At 45.2% G+C, this 20030-nt stretch carries 14 protein-coding genes; 12 read left to right on the top strand and 2 right to left on the bottom strand.

From position 1 onward, the window contains the following. The first annotated feature begins 48 nt into the window (after positions 1 to 48). The 8 genes from P2W76_RS06955 (at position 49) to P2W76_RS06920 (ending at position 13895) form a co-directional block, all read left to right on the top strand. A complete protein-coding gene (locus P2W76_RS06955; RefSeq protein WP_276346934.1) occupies positions 49 to 1362 on the top strand; it encodes a sugar MFS transporter in 1314 nt (437 codons plus the stop codon). Between the two features lie 65 nt (positions 1363 to 1427). Then, positions 1428 to 4577 carry a heparinase II/III family protein gene (locus tag P2W76_RS06950; RefSeq protein WP_276346933.1) on the top strand — a complete coding sequence of 1050 codons (3150 nt, stop codon included), beginning with the start codon at positions 1428 to 1430 and terminating at the stop codon, positions 4575 to 4577. Positions 4578 to 4760: 183 nt separating this feature from the next. Next, entirely contained in the window at positions 4761 to 5576 is an 816-nt protein-coding gene (locus P2W76_RS06945) for an SDR family oxidoreductase (protein ID WP_276346932.1), read from the top strand. A gap of 33 nt (positions 5577 to 5609) precedes the next feature. Beyond that, positions 5610 to 6782 carry a mannonate dehydratase gene (gene uxuA / locus P2W76_RS06940; RefSeq protein ID WP_276346931.1) on the top strand — a complete coding sequence of 391 codons (1173 nt, stop codon included), beginning with the start codon at positions 5610 to 5612 and terminating at the stop codon, positions 6780 to 6782. A gap of 155 nt (positions 6783 to 6937) precedes the next feature. Then, positions 6938 to 7504: an RNA polymerase sigma-70 factor gene (locus P2W76_RS06935; RefSeq protein ID WP_276346930.1), complete on the top strand. Its 567-nt coding sequence runs from the start codon at positions 6938 to 6940 to the stop codon at positions 7502 to 7504. Between the two features lie 75 nt (positions 7505 to 7579). Then, positions 7580 to 8635, top strand: a complete 1056-nt coding sequence (locus P2W76_RS06930) for a FecR family protein (RefSeq protein ID WP_276346929.1) — start codon at positions 7580 to 7582, stop codon at positions 8633 to 8635. 200 nt (positions 8636 to 8835) lie between these two features. Next, entirely contained in the window at positions 8836 to 12165 is a 3330-nt protein-coding gene (locus P2W76_RS06925; protein ID WP_276346928.1) for a SusC/RagA family TonB-linked outer membrane protein, read from the top strand. 122 nt (positions 12166 to 12287) lie between these two features. After that, positions 12288 to 13895: a SusD/RagB family nutrient-binding outer membrane lipoprotein gene (locus P2W76_RS06920; protein ID WP_276346927.1), complete on the top strand. Its 1608-nt coding sequence runs from the start codon at positions 12288 to 12290 to the stop codon at positions 13893 to 13895. A 38-nt stretch (positions 13896 to 13933) separates the two neighbouring features. On the opposite strand, the gene P2W76_RS06915 is transcribed toward P2W76_RS06920, so the two are convergent. Further along, positions 13934 to 14617 (bottom strand): peptidoglycan recognition family protein, encoded by a 684-nt coding sequence (locus P2W76_RS06915; RefSeq protein ID WP_276346926.1) that lies wholly within the window; start codon positions 14615 to 14617, stop codon positions 13934 to 13936. A gap of 161 nt (positions 14618 to 14778) precedes the next feature. On the opposite strand from P2W76_RS06915, the gene P2W76_RS06910 reads away from it, so the two are divergent. From P2W76_RS06910 to P2W76_RS06895, 4 genes are all read left to right on the top strand, one after another. Further along, positions 14779 to 16005, top strand: a complete 1227-nt coding sequence (locus tag P2W76_RS06910) for a DUF5009 domain-containing protein (protein WP_276346925.1) — start codon at positions 14779 to 14781, stop codon at positions 16003 to 16005. A 163-nt stretch (positions 16006 to 16168) separates the two neighbouring features. Continuing rightward, positions 16169 to 16468, top strand: coding sequence for a DUF485 domain-containing protein (locus P2W76_RS06905; RefSeq protein WP_276346924.1), 300 nt, complete (start codon positions 16169 to 16171; stop codon positions 16466 to 16468). Positions 16469 to 16489: 21 nt separating this feature from the next. Beyond that, complete coding sequence (locus P2W76_RS06900) at positions 16490 to 18070, top strand: sodium/solute symporter (protein WP_276346923.1); 1581 nt, start codon at positions 16490 to 16492, stop codon at positions 18068 to 18070. 11 nt (positions 18071 to 18081) lie between these two features. Further along, on the top strand, positions 18082 to 19296 hold the full coding sequence (locus P2W76_RS06895) for an aminotransferase class V-fold PLP-dependent enzyme (RefSeq protein WP_276346922.1): 1215 nt from the start codon (positions 18082 to 18084) through the stop codon (positions 19294 to 19296). 61 nt (positions 19297 to 19357) lie between these two features. Here the strand turns inward: P2W76_RS06895 and P2W76_RS06890 are convergent, their stop codons facing one another. After that, the gene (locus P2W76_RS06890; protein WP_276346921.1) at positions 19358 to 20029 is read right to left on the bottom strand and encodes a DUF2490 domain-containing protein; all 672 of its coding nucleotides are present in this window, start codon (positions 20027 to 20029) and stop codon (positions 19358 to 19360) included. Between the last annotated feature and the right edge of the window lies 1 nt (position 20030).

The raw sequence follows: 20030 nt of genomic DNA, 5'->3' as shown, positions 1-20030 counted from the left end.
AATTTTAATTAACTTAACTGATAAATACCTGAATTAACAAATGAAATTATGAAGAAAAATAGCACCGTTGCAGCTGGCTCTTTAAGTCAGAGGGATACAGTAACAGGAATGGTCATCATTGGTTTTATGTTCTTTATGTTTGGATTTACTTCCTGGATAAATGCCATATTAATTCCCTATTTCAAAGTAGCATTCCAACTTAGTCACGTTGCTTCTTACCTGGTTACATTTGCATTTTATATTTCTTATCTTATTTTTTCGGTCCCCTCATCCTACCTGCTCAAAAATGTTGGTTTCAAAAAGGGAATGATGATCGGTTTCTGGGTGATGTCCGGGGGCGCATTACTATTCGTCCCTGCAGCAATCACTATGACCTATGGTTTATTCTTGCTGGGATTATTCTCAATCGGGGCTGGTCTCGCACTTCTGCAGACGGCGGCAAACCCTTATATAACCATCCTTGGGCCGAAGGAAAGTGCGGCGCAGCGGTTCAGTATTATGGGTATCTGTAACAAGGGGGCGGGGATTTTAGCGCCTTTGCTGTTTGCTGCTGTTATTTTTCGTGTATCAGACAGCGACATGTTTGATCAGCTGTCAACAATGAGCGAAACCGAAAAAAATGCTGCTCTTCATGAATTAATACAACGGATCATAGTTCCTTATGCTTGTGTTGGTGCGTTTTTGTTTTTGCTTGGACTCTTTATTCGATTCTCCCCGTTGCCCGAAATTGATACCGAACATGAAAGTGATGACGTTGCATTAGCAAATTCTTCAAAGACCAGTATTATGCAGTTTCCTCACCTTGTTCTGGGAGCAGTTGCTATTTTCCTGCACGTCGGTACACAGGTTATCTCAATTGACACGGTTATCAGCTATGCAGGTACCATGAACCTGAACTTAATAGAAGCGAAAGACTTTCCGTCATACACATTAACCGCTCAGATCTGCGCGTATCTGGTAGGCGTCTTTTTTATACCGAAATTTTTATCCCAGTTAACTGCACTGAGATTAAGCACCGTATTCGGACTCATCTTGACGCTGTTAATTGTTTTTGCAAAAGGACAGGTGAATTTTCTCGGCCACACAAATGATATTTCGTTATGGTTTGTTGTGATGCTCGGACTCGCCAATTCGTTGGTTTGGGCCGGAATCTGGCCGCTGGCGTTGGATGGTTTGGGCCGCTTCACTAAAATTGGTGCTTCAATAATGATCATGGGACTGGCCGGTAATGCCATTCTTCCTCTTATTTATGGCTATTTTGCTGACCTTACTACCGCCAGGGAAGCCTACTGGGTATTATTCCCTTGCTATTTGTACCTGATTTTTTATGCGTTCCGTGGTTACGCACTTAGAAAATGGTAAAAATCCCTGCTCAAAGCCGTTAGATCTATTTATTGGATATGAATCCGGGACCTTTAACTAAAAAAATGAAGAGAATATCATTATTTGCTGCCGCCCTAATCTGTACAACCCCGGTGGCACAAGCTCAGCTCAATACGGTACCACGTGTAAACCCCGATGTGGTCCTTGAACCGTCAGTGTATTCAGAGGATTTCCAGGACAGGGAGTTGGGTGCCTGGGCCTCATATCCGCATTGGCAGGACATCGCATATAATCAGGACTTCCGGCCTAACGAAATTGTGCCCGGCGATCCGAATATCTCGGTCGTTCAGAAGGTAACAGCATTCACCAACGTGGATGCATATGCTGGCGCCCAGAAATTGCTTGATATGTATCTTACACCTGCAGCCAGGCTGTCGTTCAGATACTATCTGAAATCGAATAGCAAGGCGGAGTTTTATAAGGTAAGGTTCGCTGCAGGCGAATACGGAAAACTGGACTTCACAATCAATAACCCGGAAAGGAATAAATGGGTTACAGCCACAGTGGATTTTAACGATCTGCTTAAGGAGAATCCAGCTATAGCAGGAAAAAACAAAGTCCGCATATATGCCCTCGCATTTTTGGCAAAATTTCCTTCTGCTGACCCTGATATGCCTATATATTTTGGAATTGACGATATCTCTCTTTCTGCTTCCCGGGCAACAGAATTTCGTTTTGCCACCCCTGAAGTAGTCAAACTGCCGGAATATGCTCCATACATTCCAAAAAAGCATTACTATCAGAATGATAACTTTGTATTGGCCGGTCAGTGGCCCCTTGATGCAAAAAAGGTAAATCTGGAAATCGTATCCTTTGCTGATGAAAGCAAATCTTTTTATAAAGGCGAACTGGTTAAGAATGCAAACGGCTGGTCCCTGAAGCCATTGAAACTGGCCTTTCCTGTAGGACTTTATATTGGTAAGCTAAATGCTGCCGATGGCAGTAAGATTCTTTCTACAACAGAATTCACTATTCATATTGCGCCAAAAAACATGAGCGGAAAACATCCGCGCTTGCTATTTGATTCCGATAAAAAAGAATTGCTTCAGGCTAAGCTGCAGCAGCCTGAGTTCGGCAAGGTATATAGCGATATTAAAAATGCAGCCAAAAAGCAGCGCGAAGCTATACCAGTGAATACTCTCATTTATGACCTTGATCAATTCCCGAAAGAAGACTGGTTAGCCACCTGGAATGCCTGGGGAAATAAAATTTATCATACTGGCGAGGCCTTGCGTTTGAACGCGAGAGCCTATACGTTCCACGGTGAAAAGGAGGCGGGCCTATATGCAAAAGATGTGCTCGTGAAGCTGTCCGGGTGGCCAGACTGGACGCATCCATGGCAAACTAATCGTGGCCGTTACAGCGAGCATCGTACTGGCAGCTGGGCTCACAGAGTTGCCGAGGCCTATGATCTGGTGTATGATCTGATGACTCCGGAAGAGCGCACAAAGGTTAGGAAAGCAATTATGGCAAACATTGTAGACGGCGCGCACCGTACTTACGTCTACAACGATGATATAACAGCGGCAACTTCTAACTGGCTTGCAATGATCCTGGGTGGCTCCCTGATGAATATGGCTGCTATATATGATGACGGACCTGAAACACAGAATCTGGAACCATATTTTACCGGAGCGATGCTCAAGTATAACAAGTTCATTAACCGCGTTGTAGATTCTAAAGATGGCGCATGGGGTGAAGGTTATGGTTATAACAGTTACTCTTTTTCCAATATGTCTTATAGCCTGCCTGCCCTGCAGAACGTGTTTAACATCGATCTGACCGCACCTTTGGTCGGTACTTATAAAGAATTTATCTATGCGGGGAATGTAAGGAACAAACTGTGGTTCGAATACGGCGACTCTAAAGGGGAAATGACACCGGCTACCTTCTGGGCTTTCCTGCTGGAAAAACGGAGGGAACCACGGCTTAGCTGGTTCTATAACTTTATGAAATCGGGCGAGACGTATGAAGATGTTTTATTTAATACCAAGGGTATCCCGGAAGATAGTCCCTTTGACGAAAGTCCTGTGAAGGCTTTCCGCGAAATAGGAACCACTGTCTTTAAGAATGGTTGGGAAAAGGATGATTTTACTTTCGTTATGCGTACGGGTGCATTTTATAACCATCAGCACATAGATCAGGGTAGCTTCTGGCTGGCCGATCACGGTGAGATATTCGTGGAAGAGCGCCATCTGAAGAATTCAACGTATTATGACGACCCGCTGTACCAGCCTAAGCTTATTCAGCCGGTTGCCCATTCGACTATCCTCATAGACGATAATGAGCAGAGTCAGCGTACGGGTGATCATCTTAAGTTTGCCCCTGGCTTTGATGATCATGCATTTATCGCAAACTTCCTTGACGGAACAGATGCTGCATTTTCTTCAGGCGATATAGGGCGGCTCTATTTCGATAAGGTAAAGTCTCTGGCAAGAAATGTGGTCTATATTAAGCCCCGCACAATACTGATGCTGGATACAGCAGTGCCGTCCGGGAAGGATGCCAAGGTTACTCTCTTATATCAAACAGCTAAACTGGAGGATATAAAGGCCGGGAAAGACGTTTCTACCATCACTAAAAACGGGGTTGCTTTAAACTTCCTGCACATTTCACCCTCTGCAGTTGAAACAAAGGCAGTTGAAACGCCGCATTATTTATATACACTTCAGCGGGAACGCCATCTGAAAAAGGAGGGTATGCTTACTGTATCGGCGAGTACAAAAGGCAGGGAGCCACTCGTGATGGCAAACATCCTTACAACAACCAGGGGAACTGCACCGGATGTGGTCACCGAAGTGAAGGACGGTTTTGTTCAGGGCACAGCATCAGGCAAACAGTTTGTCTTTAATACCCGTCCGGGCAAACTATATAAAGCATCTGTGGGGGAGACTGACGCAGCCGCCGTGGTATGGAACCAGGACAGGATCTTTGTAGCTCTTGCTAAGATTTTTAAAGGGGCGGCCGGAAGCAGGTCGCTGAGCGCCGACAGGCCATTGAGCTTTGAGTTTTCTGATGAAGGATTGAAATACTCGGTTGATAAAGACGCTAAATTGCTGATCGGGTCGCCGGCGAAACCATCATCCCTAAAGCTGAATGGCGTCGGTGTGCGTAATATTGTCTACGATAGCGACACCAAGACCCTTTCAATAACGGTTCCGGCTGGCGAAGGCCTATTGAGTATTACGTTGTAAGTTGTACGTAGTACGTTTGACTGATCTTTTAACTTATTAACTTGCGGCTTTTATCATAATATCTAACGTATCGCGTAAAACTAACTTATTGCGGCTTTTTACGTAGTAACGTATCACGTAAAACTTACAACCTATAACTATCTTATTAACTTACAACGTATAACTTACAACGACAACTTTTCCATGGGCGATTTCTCTCTTCAAGACAAAGTAATCATAGTAACCGGAGGTACCGGTATACTTGGTAAATCATTTATCGATGGAATTGTAAATGCAGGAGGCGCAGTCGGCATCCTTGGCCGTAATAAAGAAGTTGCCAATGAGCGGGCAGATCAGGTCAATAAAAGTGGTGGAAAGGCAATAGCACTCATCGCAGATGCAATGGATGAATCACAGCTGATTGATGCTAAAAATAAAACCCTGGACGCCTTTGGAAGAATCGACGGACTTGTAAATGGGGCAGGAGGCAATCAGCCTGAAGGAGTGCTGCTTCCGGGTAACGATATTTTTAAAATGAATATTGAGGGGATGAAAAAGGTGATGGACCTGAATACCTGGGGAACCCTGATACCAAGCCAGATATTCGGTGAGGCAATAGCAGCTACCGCTGAGAAAGGAAGTATAGTGAATATATCTTCGATGAATTCTAAGCGCGCTATAACGCGTGTGCTGGGATACAATATGGGTAAGGCAGCGGTTGACTGTTATAATCAATGGTTCGCTGTTGAACTGGCTAACCGCTATGGAGATAAGATCCGTATGAATGCACTCGCTCCGGGCTTCTTCCTGACAGAGCAGAACAGGAACCTGCTGACAAATCCTGATGGGTCATTTACCGAACGGGGACAAAAGGTGATCACTCAGACGCCATTTAAACGGTTTGGTCACCCTGATGAGCTTCAAGGCGCCCTTGTTTGGCTGCTGAGTGACGCTTCTCAGTTTGTGACGGGTTCTATGATCTGCGTTGATGGCGGTTTTTCAATTTTCGGAGGAGTATAAATGGCGGCGAACAATACAAGCAAAAATCACCTCATGCAGCAGACCATGCGCTGGTATGGTCCCAAAGACCCGGTTAGCCTTTCTGATATCAGGCAGGCAGGATGTGCCGGTGTCGTTACAGCGCTTCACCATATTCCAAATGGAGAGGCCTGGACGATCGAAGAGATCGAAAAGCGCCGTATCGAAGTCGAACAGGCAGGCATGGTCTGGAGTGTTGTAGAAAGTGTGCCGGTGCACGAAAACATCAAAACCCAAAGCGGCTCTTATAAGAAGTATATAGAGAATTATAAACAAAGTATCCGCAATTTATCGGCCTGTGGGATAAAGTGCGTGACCTATAATTTCATGCCTGTGCTTGACTGGACGCGGACCGACCTGGCTTATGTTGTTGAGGACGGCTCTAAGGCGTTGAAATTTGAAAGGGCAGCATTTATAGCCTTTGATCTGTTTATTTTGAAACGGCCGGGTGCCGGGAACGATTATAGCCAGCAGGAGATAGACAGGGCAGCGAAGCGTTTTTCGGAAATGTCTGATGAGGAAAGGCATAGGCTGACGAGAAATATCATTGCGGGCTTACCTGGCAGCGAAGAAAGTTTTACCATTGAACAGTTTCAGCAGGCTTTGGACACCTATCAGGGTATCGACCGCGACCGTTTACGGGCTAATCTGATATATTTTCTCAGTGAGGTCATCCCTGTTGCTGAAGAATGCGGTGTAAGCATGGTTATCCACCCGGATGACCCTCCCTATGCGATTCTCGGCTTACCCAGAGTGGTGAGCACCGCAGAGGATGTTGAAGCGCTGATCGCTGCCGTTCCGTCGTTAAGCAATGGCCTATGTTTTTGCACAGGGTCCTTTGGCGTCAGACAGGATAATGACCTTCCGGCAATGGTAACACGATTTGCCGATCGCATTAATTTTATCCATCTGAGAAGTACCAGACGGAATGCACTAGGTGATTTTTTCGAGGATAATCACCTGGAAGGCGATGTCGATATGTACGCTGTGGTTAAAGCAATTGTTGAGATTTCCCGGGACAGGGGTGTGTCCATACCAATGAGGCCCGACCACGGCCACCAGATGCTTGACGACCTGAAAAAGCAGACGAATCCGGGCTACTCGGCGATAGGAAGGCTGCGGGGATTAGCCGAATTACGTGGATTAGAATATGGAATTGTGAATTCAATGACCCGGGCACAGCAGTAGTACTAATGATTAGTTCTTTCGAAATGATAGATGGCAGATGATTTGAAGCCTGTCCAGGCCTCTGCCCGTTTTCTTTCGCTTCGCGCTCCCTTTTTCGAAGACTCCTAAAATCCTTATATTGGGGAGTTAAATCAATTAAGGGACGGACCGGGAACATGACGGATGGTAACTTCAGCAGGAAGGTAAATAACGTGGATATTAAAGCATTTGAAGATGTTTTTAAATGTCATTATGTTAAGCTTACCCTGTACGCCAATAAATTCCTTAACGACGTCGATATAGCCGAAGAGATTGTCTCAGAATCTCTTGCCCAGCTTTGGGAAAAACGCGAATCCATTAATTTTTCGTCATCCGTAACCGCCTATTTATACACAATGGTTCGGCACAAATCGATGAACTATCTGAAACATCGGAAGGTCGAAAACGAATACGTGAATTATTTAATGCGAAATAACCTGATTAATGAATTGCCGGAACATGATACGGACCCGCTTCTGGAAAAGGAAATAGCCTGTCAGATAAAATTGGCTGTCGATTCACTTCCCGAACGATGCAGGCAGGTATTTATAATGAGCCGTTTTGAATACCTGAAAAATCGCGAAATTGCCCAGAGACTCAATATCTCGCAAAATACTGTAGAGCGCCAGATCACTATCGCCCTTGATAAGCTACGAAAAAGTCTTGAGTGTATTCTAAGCGCCGCTCTACTCCTCATCCTTTAAATTAATGCAATCTTAATGAAAATTTCATAAGCCTTGGGGGTATTGGCAGGGGCTAATTGTCTTTAAATTATAAGCATGAACGAGCACGATAAAATTTTAATAGTAAAATATATAACAAGGCAGGCCAACCAAGAGGAAACTGCCATGGCTAAATATTTAATCAACAGCAGCAAAGCGCATGAAGCTTTTTATGCAGCGTATTATGAAACCTGGCAGAAATCTTTGTATTATAATATTGAATCAATCGATGCAAATAAAGCGTATTCAAACTTCCTCGCTTCGGCGGCTCAGGAAGAAACTAAGAAACCCCAACCGTCAGTTATTTTAAGGAGGCTGGCCATAGCAGCTTTTGTTTTATTGGTTTGCGCATTTGGAATATACTTTTATGATATCAGAACTAATCTGAACCTGTCGCCGCAAGGCCTTGCAGAAAGTGAAGTCAACGTACCTAAAGGCTCCACGAGGAAAATAGTATTGCCCGATGGAACTAAAGTTTCTATTAATGCGGGAAGTACATTGAAATTCGATAAGGGTTTTGGTAACAGTTCAAGAACAGTTTACCTGGACGGAGAGGCATATTTTGATATTGCCGACCATGACGTCCCGTTTATCGTGAAAACCAGTCACCATGTTATCAGGGATATTGGGACCATCTTTAATGTGAAAGCATACGCCGATGATCTCGAATTCGAAACTGCTGTTATTGAAGGCGAGGTTTCTATTGAAGGTAGATTATCTCTCAATTCTGACAATAAAGAAACTGTATCTGTAAAACGGCAGCAAGTTCTAAAACTGAATTATGCCCCGGTAATAATTTCAGGGCAGAGTAAAAAGGATGTCACGGATCTAATAGAGGCGAAAGTTCAAAAAGTGAACTCTTCACAATTGGAGGCTTACACCGGGTGGACAGAAGATCTCCTGGTTTTTGAAGGTAAAACCTTTCATGAAATTACAAAAATAATGGAGAGACGGTATGATGTTGAAATAGTGATGAATGACGTAAAGCTTAAAAATTACTCCTATACCGGCAGTTTTAAGAACGTGGACAAAGTAGAAAAGGCGCTCAAGATACTGCAGGAGACCACAGATATAAATTACGAGAAAAACGGAAAGGTAATTACGATTTGGTAAGTAAAACTTAAACAACAGAAGCCTATGACATAAAAAGACCTCAAAAAAAACCGAGGATGCGCTAACATCCCCGGTTCCGTAATCAATAGCTAATACCCAATGCTTTGGGAAGCCAGTATTAACTAAAAACAATCAAAATTATGATTATTCTTTATCAAAAATCAGTATTCGCTGAATTTCGGCGAAAAACTATCCGCGCTATGAAATTAATAGCTTTCTTAACATTTGTAGTGATCTTCCAGCTCCGGGCCGAGGTTCATTCGCAATCGTTTAATTTTAATGAAACGAATACAACGGTGAAGCAAATGTTCAAGCAAATTGAAAAAAACAGTAAGTATTCTATCTTTTATCGTTTAGACCAGGTAAACCTGGATCAAAAAGTCAGTGTTCTTGCGAAGCAGGGTACCATCGAGAATGTAATGAGCCAGGTTCTCCGGAATCAGCCGCTGACTTTTGAAGTAGTAGACGAAGTAGTCGTAGTCAAATTAGCGGCTGCGCCCGATGCATCGGTAAAGGATATTGTGAGAGGCCAGGTTATTGACGGAACGGGACAAGGTTTACCTGGCGTAAGCATCAAAGTCAAGGGGAGTAATATCGGGACATCTACGGATGCATCCGGCAACTACTCCTTTAATTTCCCCGCAAACTCTATTCTTGTTTTCAGCTATATCGGCTTCGTGACCCAGGAAATGCCTATCAATGGCCGGTCAACGATTAACGTGACAATGGCCGACGATGCTCAGGCCCTGAGTGAAGTTGTTGTCACAGCGCTTGGCATCTCACGAGATAAGAAAGCACTATCTTATGCACTAACAGAGGTTAAAGGAGATTCATTCACCCAGGCACGGGAAAATAACCTCGGTAACGCACTCTCAGGTAAAGTTGCCGGTGTTAATGCCAGCAGTACAGCAACTGGTCCCGGTGGATCCAGCCGCGTGGTTATCAGGGGAAACGGCTCATTCTCGTCAGATAATCAGCCATTATATGTTGTGAACGGCGTGCCGATTAACAACTCCAATAATGGTACTCCGGGTACATTTGGCGGCAGGGATGCCGGCGACGGTTTGATCAGTATCAATCCCGACGATATTGAAACTCTGTCAGTTCTAAAGGGCGGTCAGGCAGCGGCTCTTTATGGCTCCCGTGCGGCTGCGGGTGTAATATTGATCACTACCAAATCGGGCCGCGGATCACAGGGACTTGGTGTTGACTACAATACAACATTTACCACGGATAACGTAATAACAATTCCTGAATGGCAGTATGAATATGGCCAGGGAAGCCTGGGACTTAAACCTACCGATGCCGCGCAGGCGATGTCGCAGGGTCGATTGTCGTGGGGTCCTAAGCTAGATGGTTCTGACGTCATTCAATTCGACGGACAAAGCCGGCCGTATGTCGCTCAAAAAGATAACAATAAGAATTTTTATAATACAGGTACTACCTTTTCAAATAACCTTGCACTGACCGGTGGTAATCAGAATGCCAATTTCAGGTTCTCTGTATCTGACATGAAGAATAATGGAATCGTGCCGAACTCTTCTTTGAAAAGAAATACGTTCAGCTTGGCAGCAAATGCGAATATTTCGAACAAGATCACTTTTGAAGGTAATGCACAATACAATATTGAGGTAAATAAAAACAGAACGAATATCGGCGATTTCACGCGAAATCCTAACGCCTCTGTTGGGGTAATGGCCACTAGTCTTGATGTCAGGACGCTCGCTCCCGGATATAATCCAACTACATTGAGGGAAGTTCAATGGGCTGACGATCCCTTTGTTGCCAATCCTTTTTTTGCTGTCAATAAGCATCAGAACGAGGATCAGCGACGCAGGATAATAGGATCTTTCAGAACGCGCTGGAATATCACGGACTTCCTGTATGCCCGGGGCGGTGCCGGAATTGATTATTTTACCCGGGAAAACTGGATAATCGGAGCTACGGGAGCATTAACCAACCTCGCCGGAACGTTCGAAAAGGGCAGAACAACAGGATTCGAAACTAATGTAGAGGGTTTGCTGGGGTTCGATAAAAGCTTTGGGAAATTCTCAGTTAATGCTTTCGTCGGCGGTAATATGATGTATACTCAGAACGCTTCGAACGGCTTAAATAGCGGCGATCTCAACGTTCCATATAACTATTTTATTTCGAATGGAAAAAGTCAATCGTTTACCGAGAGCTTTGGTGAATCCGCGATTAATTCACTGTTCGGGTCAGCAGATATCGGCTTCAACAGTTATTTATACCTTAGCCTAACTGCCCGCCAGGATTGGTTCTCGACTCTTTCTCCGACAAGCAACAGTGTTCTCTATCCATCTGCCGGCTTAAGCTTCGTTGCTTCTGAGGTTTGGAAATCCAAACCCGGCTGGCTGGACTACGCCAAAATAAGGGGTTCATGGGCACAGGTCGGGGGTGGTACACCAGGCCCTTACGGATTGGACCTGACCTATAGCGCAGGAGCCATTACTCACCTGGGGCAAGCTCTGATGACAATCAGCGGAAGTACAATTCCAAACCCATTGAGGCCGTTTACATCAACAACTTCTGAGGCTGGTCTGGAAACCAGGATGATAGGAGGCCGCCTGGGTCTGGATCTTACGGTGTATCAAAAGATTACAACCGACGATATAGTTAGTGCCACGATCCCTAATACTTCAGGATTTACTTCCGTACGGCTGAACGTGGGTGAAATGCGAAACAGAGGGATAGAGATGTTGCTTACAGGCACGCCGGTTAAACCCGGAAACGGCCTGAACTGGGACGTTAGCCTGAACGTTGCTTACAATGAAAATGAAGTAGTTAGTATAGCTCCGGGTCTTAATACACTGGCCGGGGGGCAGCCAAGGACCCAGAATGCGTTTGTGAACCATTATGTAGGTAAACCGTTTGGTATGGTTTCGGGATATACTTTCCGGAAAGACGCGAGTGGCAACATAGTATATAACAGCGGGAGCGGCCTCCCAATGCAAAGTACGTCAATTGCCGACCTGGGCAGGGGTGTTCCGCCATTAACCATGGGACTGAATAACTCATTCAGGTACAAGAACTTTTCACTGGGATTCCTCATTGACGGTAAATTCGGAGGTGTGCTCTATACATCAACCAATGCCTATGGCACCAGCTATGGGTTGGATAAACGCACGGTCGGCGGCGGTGTAAGAGAAAATGGAGTAGCTGTAAATGGGGTTGATCAAACGGGCGCTCCATTCGCCAGAACGATACCAGCGCAGCAGTATTATCAGGGCATTGCATTTGCAATTACGGACCAGTTCGTGTATGATGCCGACTTTATAAAATTACGTCAGCTTACTTTTGGATACAATTTGCCGAAGTCGTTGATCGCCAAAACACCTTTACAGTCAGCCAGTTTATCGCTGGTGGCAAGAAACCTGTTTATGCTTCATAACAATGTTCCCAATGTTGATCCGGAATCAAGCTACAGTGTTAGCGGTTCTTCTTTCGGGCTTGAGAACTTTGGTGTGCCAACAACCCGCAGTTTCGGTTTAAACCTGATGGTTAAATTCTAGTATAAACAAAAAGTATTCATTGTTAGATTTCATAGTATGAAACCATCATGTTAATCGAATCCGCAGTGTAACACTGTTAGATCATGAGAGCTTCGTTGCTATTTTAACTAAAAAACAACAAGATGAAATTTATTAAACGCACATTAAGAGGATTGACATTGAAAATAGGAGTGCTGGCCGCTTTATTGTTGTCATCCTGTGATAAAGGCTTTGAGGAAATGAATAAAAACCCAAATGCCTACACTGAGCCGGTTATCAGCTCTATGTTCTCAGCATCAGTAATGAGACACGCCGGAGTAGGGGATGGAAATACGCTTTATCCTAACTCAAAACAGGCAGGTTCCTTAATCCAGTACTTTTCTTCACTCAACGCATTTCAATGGACCGGAGTGAAATACCTTTATCAGGGAAAGGCTGATTATAATAATGGATTGTGGAATACTGCGTTCAGTACAGAGCTGAAAGAGGTTCAGCAGATCATCAACCTGACCAAAGGTAATGCTGAGATGGTAAACCAATATAACATAGCCCGTATCCTGCGGGTAGATATCCTGCATCGCGTTACAGACCTTTACGGCGATATGCCTTATTCTGAAGCTGGCAGGGCGCTCGACGGAATATACAAACCTAAATACGACAAGCAGGCTGACATTTATGCGGATATGCTGAAAGAGCTTGAAGAGGCATCAAAGGCGCTTGATCCTGCCAAGCCGTCTTACGGTGCCGCTGATTTCGTTTATAACGGCTCTCCTGCAAAATGGAAAACACTCGCAAATTCACTAATGCTTCGTCTTGCAATGCGCATGACCAAAGCCAACGCAGCGTCTGCCGAAACCTGGGTTAAAAAGGCAATAGCTGCAGGTGTCATGACCAGCAATGCTGACAATGCAAAGGTGCCACACACATCAGCTTCAGGTACTAACTGGAACTGGAATTCACGGCAGATGCAAACTGTTGAGGGTAATCCTGCATCAGCTCAGGGCTTAGGTTTCTCCAAGCTCAATGAAACGTTAATTAATCGTTTGAAATCAAAAAATGATCCCAGGCTGCCGTTCTACGCGACCTTATGGCAGGGGAATATCAACATAGCGAACCTACCTGCCGAGTCAGCGCCTGCGAAAGCTAAGGGTCTTCCGGGGGGCTACGATTATACGTCAATAGCAACTGCTATTCCCGGTTGGAATGCGAATATGCAGCGTGACTATTCCGAAATGAATCAACATACGATCGCGCACCTTGAGGCTCCGACACATTTTCAAAGCTATGCAGAAGTAGAGTTCCTTTTAGCTGAGGCTGCCCTTCGCGGATGGGGCCCCGGAACTGCCAAAGAACACTTTGAAAAAGCAGTGGCGGCTAGTATTACTTCAGCCACGCTTTATCCTAATTATGCTGTTGTGATGCCTAATCCGACAGCTGCTGCTGCAAGTTACCTCGCCGCAAATCCGTATGCCGGCGGTACTGCAGCCCAGCAAATGGAGCAAATTCATAGCGAGATGTGGGTCGCTTTATTCGGATACATGAATAATATCGAATCCTTTTCAAACTGGAGGCGAACAGGTTATCCCGTGTTGGTTCCGGTGAATTATCCTGGCAATGAAACCGGTGGTATAATTCAGCGCCGTTTGCGTTATCCTGCAGCCGAGCAGAGCATTAATACTGAAAATTATAATGCAGCTATAGCTAATCAGGGTCCCGATACATTCCTTACACGGATCTGGTGGGATAAATAATCTTCTTTAAAAAACCTGTTCCAATTGGAACAGGTTTTTTATTTACCGCCGGCGCCCCGGATCCCCAGGTCTTTGATCCGCTCCCTTATTTTCCTCATAAACTCATCGCCCGGATCACTTTTGGAGGTCAGATAGTTGGGGTCTGTTTCTTTCCAAAGCTCATGGCCAATAAATGTTTTGTATTCATGATGGCCTATTACATATTGAATGTCATATTTCTTTTTCAGGTAACGAATAAGATCTTCATTCGCCTCAAGCTGCTTTTTTGTCAAAGGCATCTTTCCGCTGCCGACATTTTCTACACCTATTGCACAGTGATTCAAACCGATCACATGGCGGGCGAAAGCTGTTTCCGGAAGCTGCCTGAAAATTGTACCGTCTCGGTCCACGAGGAACTGAGCGGCAACATTTAAGCTGCTGGCTCCTGCAATCCCGCTTCTGGCACCCGGTAAAACCGCGGGGTTCATTACATCGAATGAGGCCTCCAGGCTTGGTATGGCTGTCCAATGCAGCACGATCATTTTTGGAACTATCGTTGCCGAATCCTGAACAATTCCGTGTCTGGCCTTCATATATTCCAGCGAGAGTTTTTTCCGCTCAGCATTGAACACTACCGGCTTATCAAACGTCCTGAATGTTGGGGTCGGTAATGCACATCCGTGTATAATCATAGTTCCGAATATCAGCGGCAGAACGCCGAAACGGTTAAAGCTTAATTTCATTGAAAAAATTTAAAGATTGAAGTTCCGATTAGTGCGTGTTTTAAAAGACTATTTGCATCTAAATGTAATAATTCCGGGGCGAATGTTTTTGAATGATTTTTTATACCTTGGATAAAGAATTCAATATAAGATCAAACGGATTCTGAGAATAAAGCTCTTTAATGACGGCTGGCAAAACTAAATCTGAAAGCTTCCCCAAATCAGCGCCCGTTCAGGCCTCTCAACGTGTTGAATCAATAGATATCCTGCGCGCCCTTACGATGGTGCTGATGATATTTGTTAACGATTTCTGGAGCTTGAAGGATATTCCCGGCTGGCTGGGTCACGTGGAACGGGGAGTTGACGGTATCGGGCTTTCTGATGTCGTGTTCCCGGCATTTCTGTTTATCGTAGGTCTGTCATTACCCTATGCTGTGCAAAACAGAAGAGAAAAAGGTGATTCAGACTGGGAACTTGTTAAACATGTTTTATCCCGTACCATTGCCCTATTGATTATGGGCGTTTTTCTGGTGAACGGCGAAAGTATGAACGGGGCTGCAACAGGCTTTAGTCGGTGGATATGGAATCCACTTAGCTGCCTGTGTTTTATCCTGATCTGGAACGCCTATTCAAAAAATATTAACAATAATCTCGTTATCGTTTTAAAAGGGATCGGGATCATCACGCTGATCGTGATTGCTTACCTGTATCGCGGAGGACAAGAAGGTACGAGCCGTTTCGAGCCGCACTGGTGGGGTATACTGGGCTTAATTGGCTGGGCATACCTTGTCAGTGCACTGATCACGGTTTTTTCAAGGAACAACTTTTACGTTCTGTTGGCGGGTTGGATTTTTTTCTGTTTGCTGAGCATGGTATCCAAAGCCGGCTATGTCCCGGGTTTTTTATCTTTTATTCCCGATGCAATACTTGGCGGCACGCTTGCAGGGCTGACAATGGGAGGGGTCGTTGCCTCGTTTATATTCCGTTATTACGTCGGGAAAAGGGACAACCGGAAGCTCACTATGATATTCCTGGTGTCATCGATCGTACTGACCGGTTTGTCCGTTATAACCCGCCCATACTGGGGATTGGCTAAATTAGGCGCAACTCCTGCCTGGTTATTCCTGTGCAGTGCTTTTACCTTACTGGCCTTCGTCATTATTTATTGGATAGCTGATGTCTGGAAGAAATCCAGCTGGTTCGCTCTTATTAAACCCGCCGGGACGGATACACTGCTTTGTTACCTGGTCCCAACCTTTATGTATATGACGTTCAGGCTTATCGGGCTCAAATTTCCGGATGTGCTGGTAACCGGTAGTGTGGGACTCCTTAAGTCCTTATGTTTCGCACTCTTATGTGTGCTCGCTACCAGGGGATTGAATAAGATGGGGGTGAGGTTGAAGATTTAGACCGTAACTTTTTAATAACCTCATAAAAACTTTAGCCCAATTCCGTTTTAAATTCAATTATTTTTCATAGACTTATAAACTGATTTATTTAACATCTAAAACGGCAATTCAACACGGCCAGAACAACAAATAATCTACATCTAAAACTAATTCACTAAACTCTATGAGTAAGACTAAAACAAATGAAATCCTTCAAAGTGCAGCCTTTAAGAAGCTGGTAAAAAACAGATGGAGTATTTCCCTCGCATTCACCTTCCTGATGCTTTTTGTGTATATCGGGTTCCTGATGGTTGTTGCTTATCAGAAAGACACACTGAAAATGCCTGTAGGCGAATCACTCAATCTGGCTATCATCGTTGGTATGGGTATAATCCTGTTTTCATGGTTGATCACCGGTGTTTACGTATACTGGGCGAATAATTACTATGATGCCGCAGTAAAGGAAATAAAGAAAGATCTCTAATCAAATCATACTCAAACTTATATGTCTTTAAACTTACTTCTTCAGGTTAGCCCGGCTGGAACTACATCCACCCTCGGAACGGCTAACCCAGTATCTATTGCAATTTTTTTCCTTTTTGTTGCGGTTACCCTCTATATCACGTATTGGGCAGCAAAAAAAACCAAAACAGGATCCGAGTTCTATGCTGCGGGCCGTAATATTTCCGGTTTTCAGAACGGACTAGCCCTTGCGGGAGATTACATGAGTGCTGCATCTTTTCTGGGCATTGCCGGCATGGTGGCGATCAGAGGGTACGACGGACTCATCTACTCCATAGGTTTCCTTGTAGGATGGCCTTTGATCATGTTCCTGGTAGCCGAGCCTCTTCGTAATTTGGGTAAATATACCTTTGCGGATGTTGTGGCTTACAGGCTGAGACAGCGGCCGATCCGGATCGCTTCATCTGTAGGATCGCTAATGACGATCGCATTCTACCTGATCGCCCAGATGGTTGGAGCCGGAACGCTTATCCAAACCCTATTCGGACTCGATTACGAAATCGCTGTTTTTGTGGTGGGTATCGTAATGACCTGCTATGTACTCTTCGGCGGTATGATCGCTACAACCTGGGTGCAGATCATTAAAGCCGTGCTTTTGCTTTCGGGGGCTACCATCCTGGTATTGCTTGCTATGGCTCAGTTCAATTTCAGCCCGGGCGCGCTTTTCGATTCTGTAAAAGAACAGTATGGTGCGGATATGCTAGCTCCTGGCGGATATATCACCAACCCTCTTGACGCGATATCCCTGGGTCTTGCCCTTATGCTGGGAACCGCTGGTTTGCCGCATATCCTGATGCGTTTCTACACCGTACCTGACGATAAAGCTGCGAGGAAATCTGTTTTTGTTGCGACGGGCTTCATCGGTTATTTCTATATCCTGACCTTCTTTATCGGTTTCTCTGCTATGGCCCTGGTTGGAAAAGATTCTATCGAGGTACTTGATAAAGGGGGTAACATGGCCGCCTTATTGCTTGCCGAGCATACCGGAGGAAGCGCTTTTCTCGGCTTTATCGCGTCGGTAGCCTTTGCAACCATCTTAGCTGTTGTTGCAGGGTTAACCTTGTCGGGCGCCTCTAGTATTTCGCATGACCTGTACGTCCATGTTGTTAAGAAAGGTGTTTCTGACGAAAAAGGAGAGATCAAAGTTGCAAAAAGGGCAACAATATTCCTGGGTGTTCTGGCTATCGGACTCGGTCTCATTTTTAAGGGACAAAATGTTGCATTTATGGTTGGATTGGCATTCTCTATTGCAGCGAGCGCGAATTTCCCGGCATTGCTGATGTCTATCATCTGGAAAGGCTTTACAACACGGGGAGCAGTACTGAGTATAGTTACGGGTGCGATCCTTTCTTTGGTACTTATCGTATTAAGTCCGACCGTTTGGGTTGACGTATTTGGAAATGCAGAGGCTATCTTCCCACTGAAAAATCCGGCTTTGGTATCCATGACCTCAGCGTTTGTTGTGGGCATTATCGCCTCGCTGCTTGGTCCTGAAAAGGATGCTGCCGATAAATTTGAGAGTGAAAAACTGCGTACTTACCTGGGTGTTGGCTCTGAAAAATAATAAAATATAAGATGAAAAGAAGGGACCTGATCAAAGGGCTGACTTTATTGCCCATAGCGGGAGGAGCCCTGGCTGGAACAGCCCAGGCAGCCGTTAACTCAGCCGGCGCGGCGATTGCAAAGAGGGATCTCTATAAGGAGCTCGGCGTACGTACATTTATAAACGGGCGCGGCACAATCACTTTCATGACCGGATCGCTGATGCACGATGAAGTGCTGGACACGATCAGGGATTCATCAAAGGTATTCTGCATGATAGATGAGCTGCAGGATAAAGTGGGGGCAAAAATAGCTGAACTTACACATGCAGAGGCAGCCACTGTTACCTCCGGCGCTTTTTCAGCATTGATGCTGGGAATGGCTGGTGTATTAACAGGGCTCGATGCGAAGAAAGCTGCTATGCTTCCGCACCTGGAAGGTACCGGCATGAAAACGGAAGTGATCATGCAAAAGGGTCATGATATTGGGTACAACCAGGCACTTACCAATTGCGGAGTGAAGATCATTCAGGTCGATGGTGTGGAGGAACTGGAGAGGACTATTTCTGACAAAACGGCTCTTATGCATTTCCTAAATGCTAACGCGGATAATGGGAAAATAGGACATGAGGAGTGGATCAGGCTGGCCAGAAAACACAACATACCAACTATGGTTGATATGGCGGCTGACGTACCCCCTGTTGAAAATCTTTGGAAGTTCAACGACATGGGATACGACCTTGTTTGCTGCTCCGGTGGTAAGGCCATTCGCGGTCCGCAGAGTTCAGGGATCCTGATGGGTAAGAAAGATTTAATTGCGGCGGCACGCCTGAGTGCATCACCAAGATCAAATACTATAGGCAGGGGACATAAGGTCAATAAGGAAGAGATACTGGGCTTATATGTAGCTCTTGAGCGCTTTATTAAGGTGGGAGATAAGGAATGGAAGATGTGGGAAGATCAGATCGCGACCATAGATAAGGCAGTAAACGGTCTGCAGGGCGTTACTACCCGTGTGTTCGTGCCGCCCTTTGCCAATCACGTGCCAACCATCGAAGTTAAATGGGATCCGGCGGTTGTTAAACTAACTACACAACAAATGCAGTTAAATCTAAGGAACGGAAACCCTTCGATAGAAATTAATCCGGGCCGCAATAGCGTTCAGATCGCTACGTTCGTTATGGTTCCGGGTGAAGAGAAGATAGTAGCAAATCGGTTAAAAGAAGAGCTTGCTAAAGCGGTAGTGTAGCTCTTTGTTAAATAATAAGAAAAAACCTGGTCGCCATCGAGGAGGATCAGGTTTTTTTTATTTAGAAACTGTGATAGAGCCCGATACTCAAAAATAGCTTGTGAGTTACCGTCGGATCCATCACTTTTTCCATGCGGTAGTCAATTCCCGTTTCTACCCGGTTCTGGTCCGACAGATCGTACCCCAGTGAGGCCAGTCCCCTGATCTCCAGGTTTCCTTCAGAGTCCTGGAGGATACCCAAGTATTCATTGGTCAATTTAAGATAAAACTCCCCAGGGTCAAGTTCCAGCCCGTTTAGCGGCTTTTCCAGGCTTAGCCGGTAACGCAATCGCCATTGCAGTGCCTCATCTTTATCAAGAGTCTGGTCCGTCCTGAAACGATGCGACATCCTGGATGAACGCAGCTTTTGGGTGATCGAATACTGCTGAATAAAGCGGTGTGTAAACGATCTGTTTGAACGTCTGATCAGGTAGCCGCCACCCAATGCGTGCAGGGGGTCCAGGCTCGTAGTAGCTATTAATTCTGCATCCACGCGCTCGAATTCAGCCTCCTTCAGATGATCCGGGTAAGGATTTTGAAAAAAAAGCTGTCTCCCTTCCAATTTAGTGTTGACTTTCCAGCTATCGCCGATTTTAAAACTTGAGTTAATCTGAGGGATCAGGCCCACCTGGTTTTGAGCATAGCTGTTTATACTCAGGAAGAGGAATAAAATAGAGAATATATATGACTTCATT

The organism is Daejeonella sp. JGW-45 (assembly GCF_029360805.1).
Lineage (GTDB): Bacteria > Bacteroidota > Bacteroidia > Sphingobacteriales > Sphingobacteriaceae > Daejeonella.
The sequence above is the reverse complement of the archived record's forward strand: the minus strand, read 5'-3'. Positions and strand labels throughout refer to the sequence as shown.

Coding starts and splice junctions, on each gene's coding strand:
- P2W76_RS06955 (WP_276346934.1), top strand. CDS start 49: ATGAAGAAAAATAGCACCGTTGCAGCTGGCTCTTTAAGTCAGAGGGAT.
- P2W76_RS06950 (WP_276346933.1), top strand. CDS start 1,428: ATGAAGAGAATATCATTATTTGCTGCCGCCCTAATCTGTACAACCCCG.
- P2W76_RS06945 (WP_276346932.1), top strand. CDS start 4,761: ATGGGCGATTTCTCTCTTCAAGACAAAGTAATCATAGTAACCGGAGGT.
- uxuA (WP_276346931.1), top strand. CDS start 5,610: ATGCAGCAGACCATGCGCTGGTATGGTCCCAAAGACCCGGTTAGCCTT.
- P2W76_RS06935 (WP_276346930.1), top strand. CDS start 6,938: ATGACGGATGGTAACTTCAGCAGGAAGGTAAATAACGTGGATATTAAA.
- P2W76_RS06930 (WP_276346929.1), top strand. CDS start 7,580: ATGAACGAGCACGATAAAATTTTAATAGTAAAATATATAACAAGGCAG.
- P2W76_RS06925 (WP_276346928.1), top strand. CDS start 8,836: ATGAAATTAATAGCTTTCTTAACATTTGTAGTGATCTTCCAGCTCCGG.
- P2W76_RS06920 (WP_276346927.1), top strand. CDS start 12,288: ATGAAATTTATTAAACGCACATTAAGAGGATTGACATTGAAAATAGGA.
- P2W76_RS06915 (WP_276346926.1), bottom strand. CDS start 14,617: ATGAAATTAAGCTTTAACCGTTTCGGCGTTCTGCCGCTGATATTCGGA.
- P2W76_RS06910 (WP_276346925.1), top strand. CDS start 14,779: ATGACGGCTGGCAAAACTAAATCTGAAAGCTTCCCCAAATCAGCGCCC.
- P2W76_RS06905 (WP_276346924.1), top strand. CDS start 16,169: ATGAGTAAGACTAAAACAAATGAAATCCTTCAAAGTGCAGCCTTTAAG.
- P2W76_RS06900 (WP_276346923.1), top strand. CDS start 16,490: ATGTCTTTAAACTTACTTCTTCAGGTTAGCCCGGCTGGAACTACATCC.
- P2W76_RS06895 (WP_276346922.1), top strand. CDS start 18,082: ATGAAAAGAAGGGACCTGATCAAAGGGCTGACTTTATTGCCCATAGCG.
- P2W76_RS06890 (WP_276346921.1), bottom strand. CDS start 20,029: ATGAAGTCATATATATTCTCTATTTTATTCCTCTTCCTGAGTATAAAC.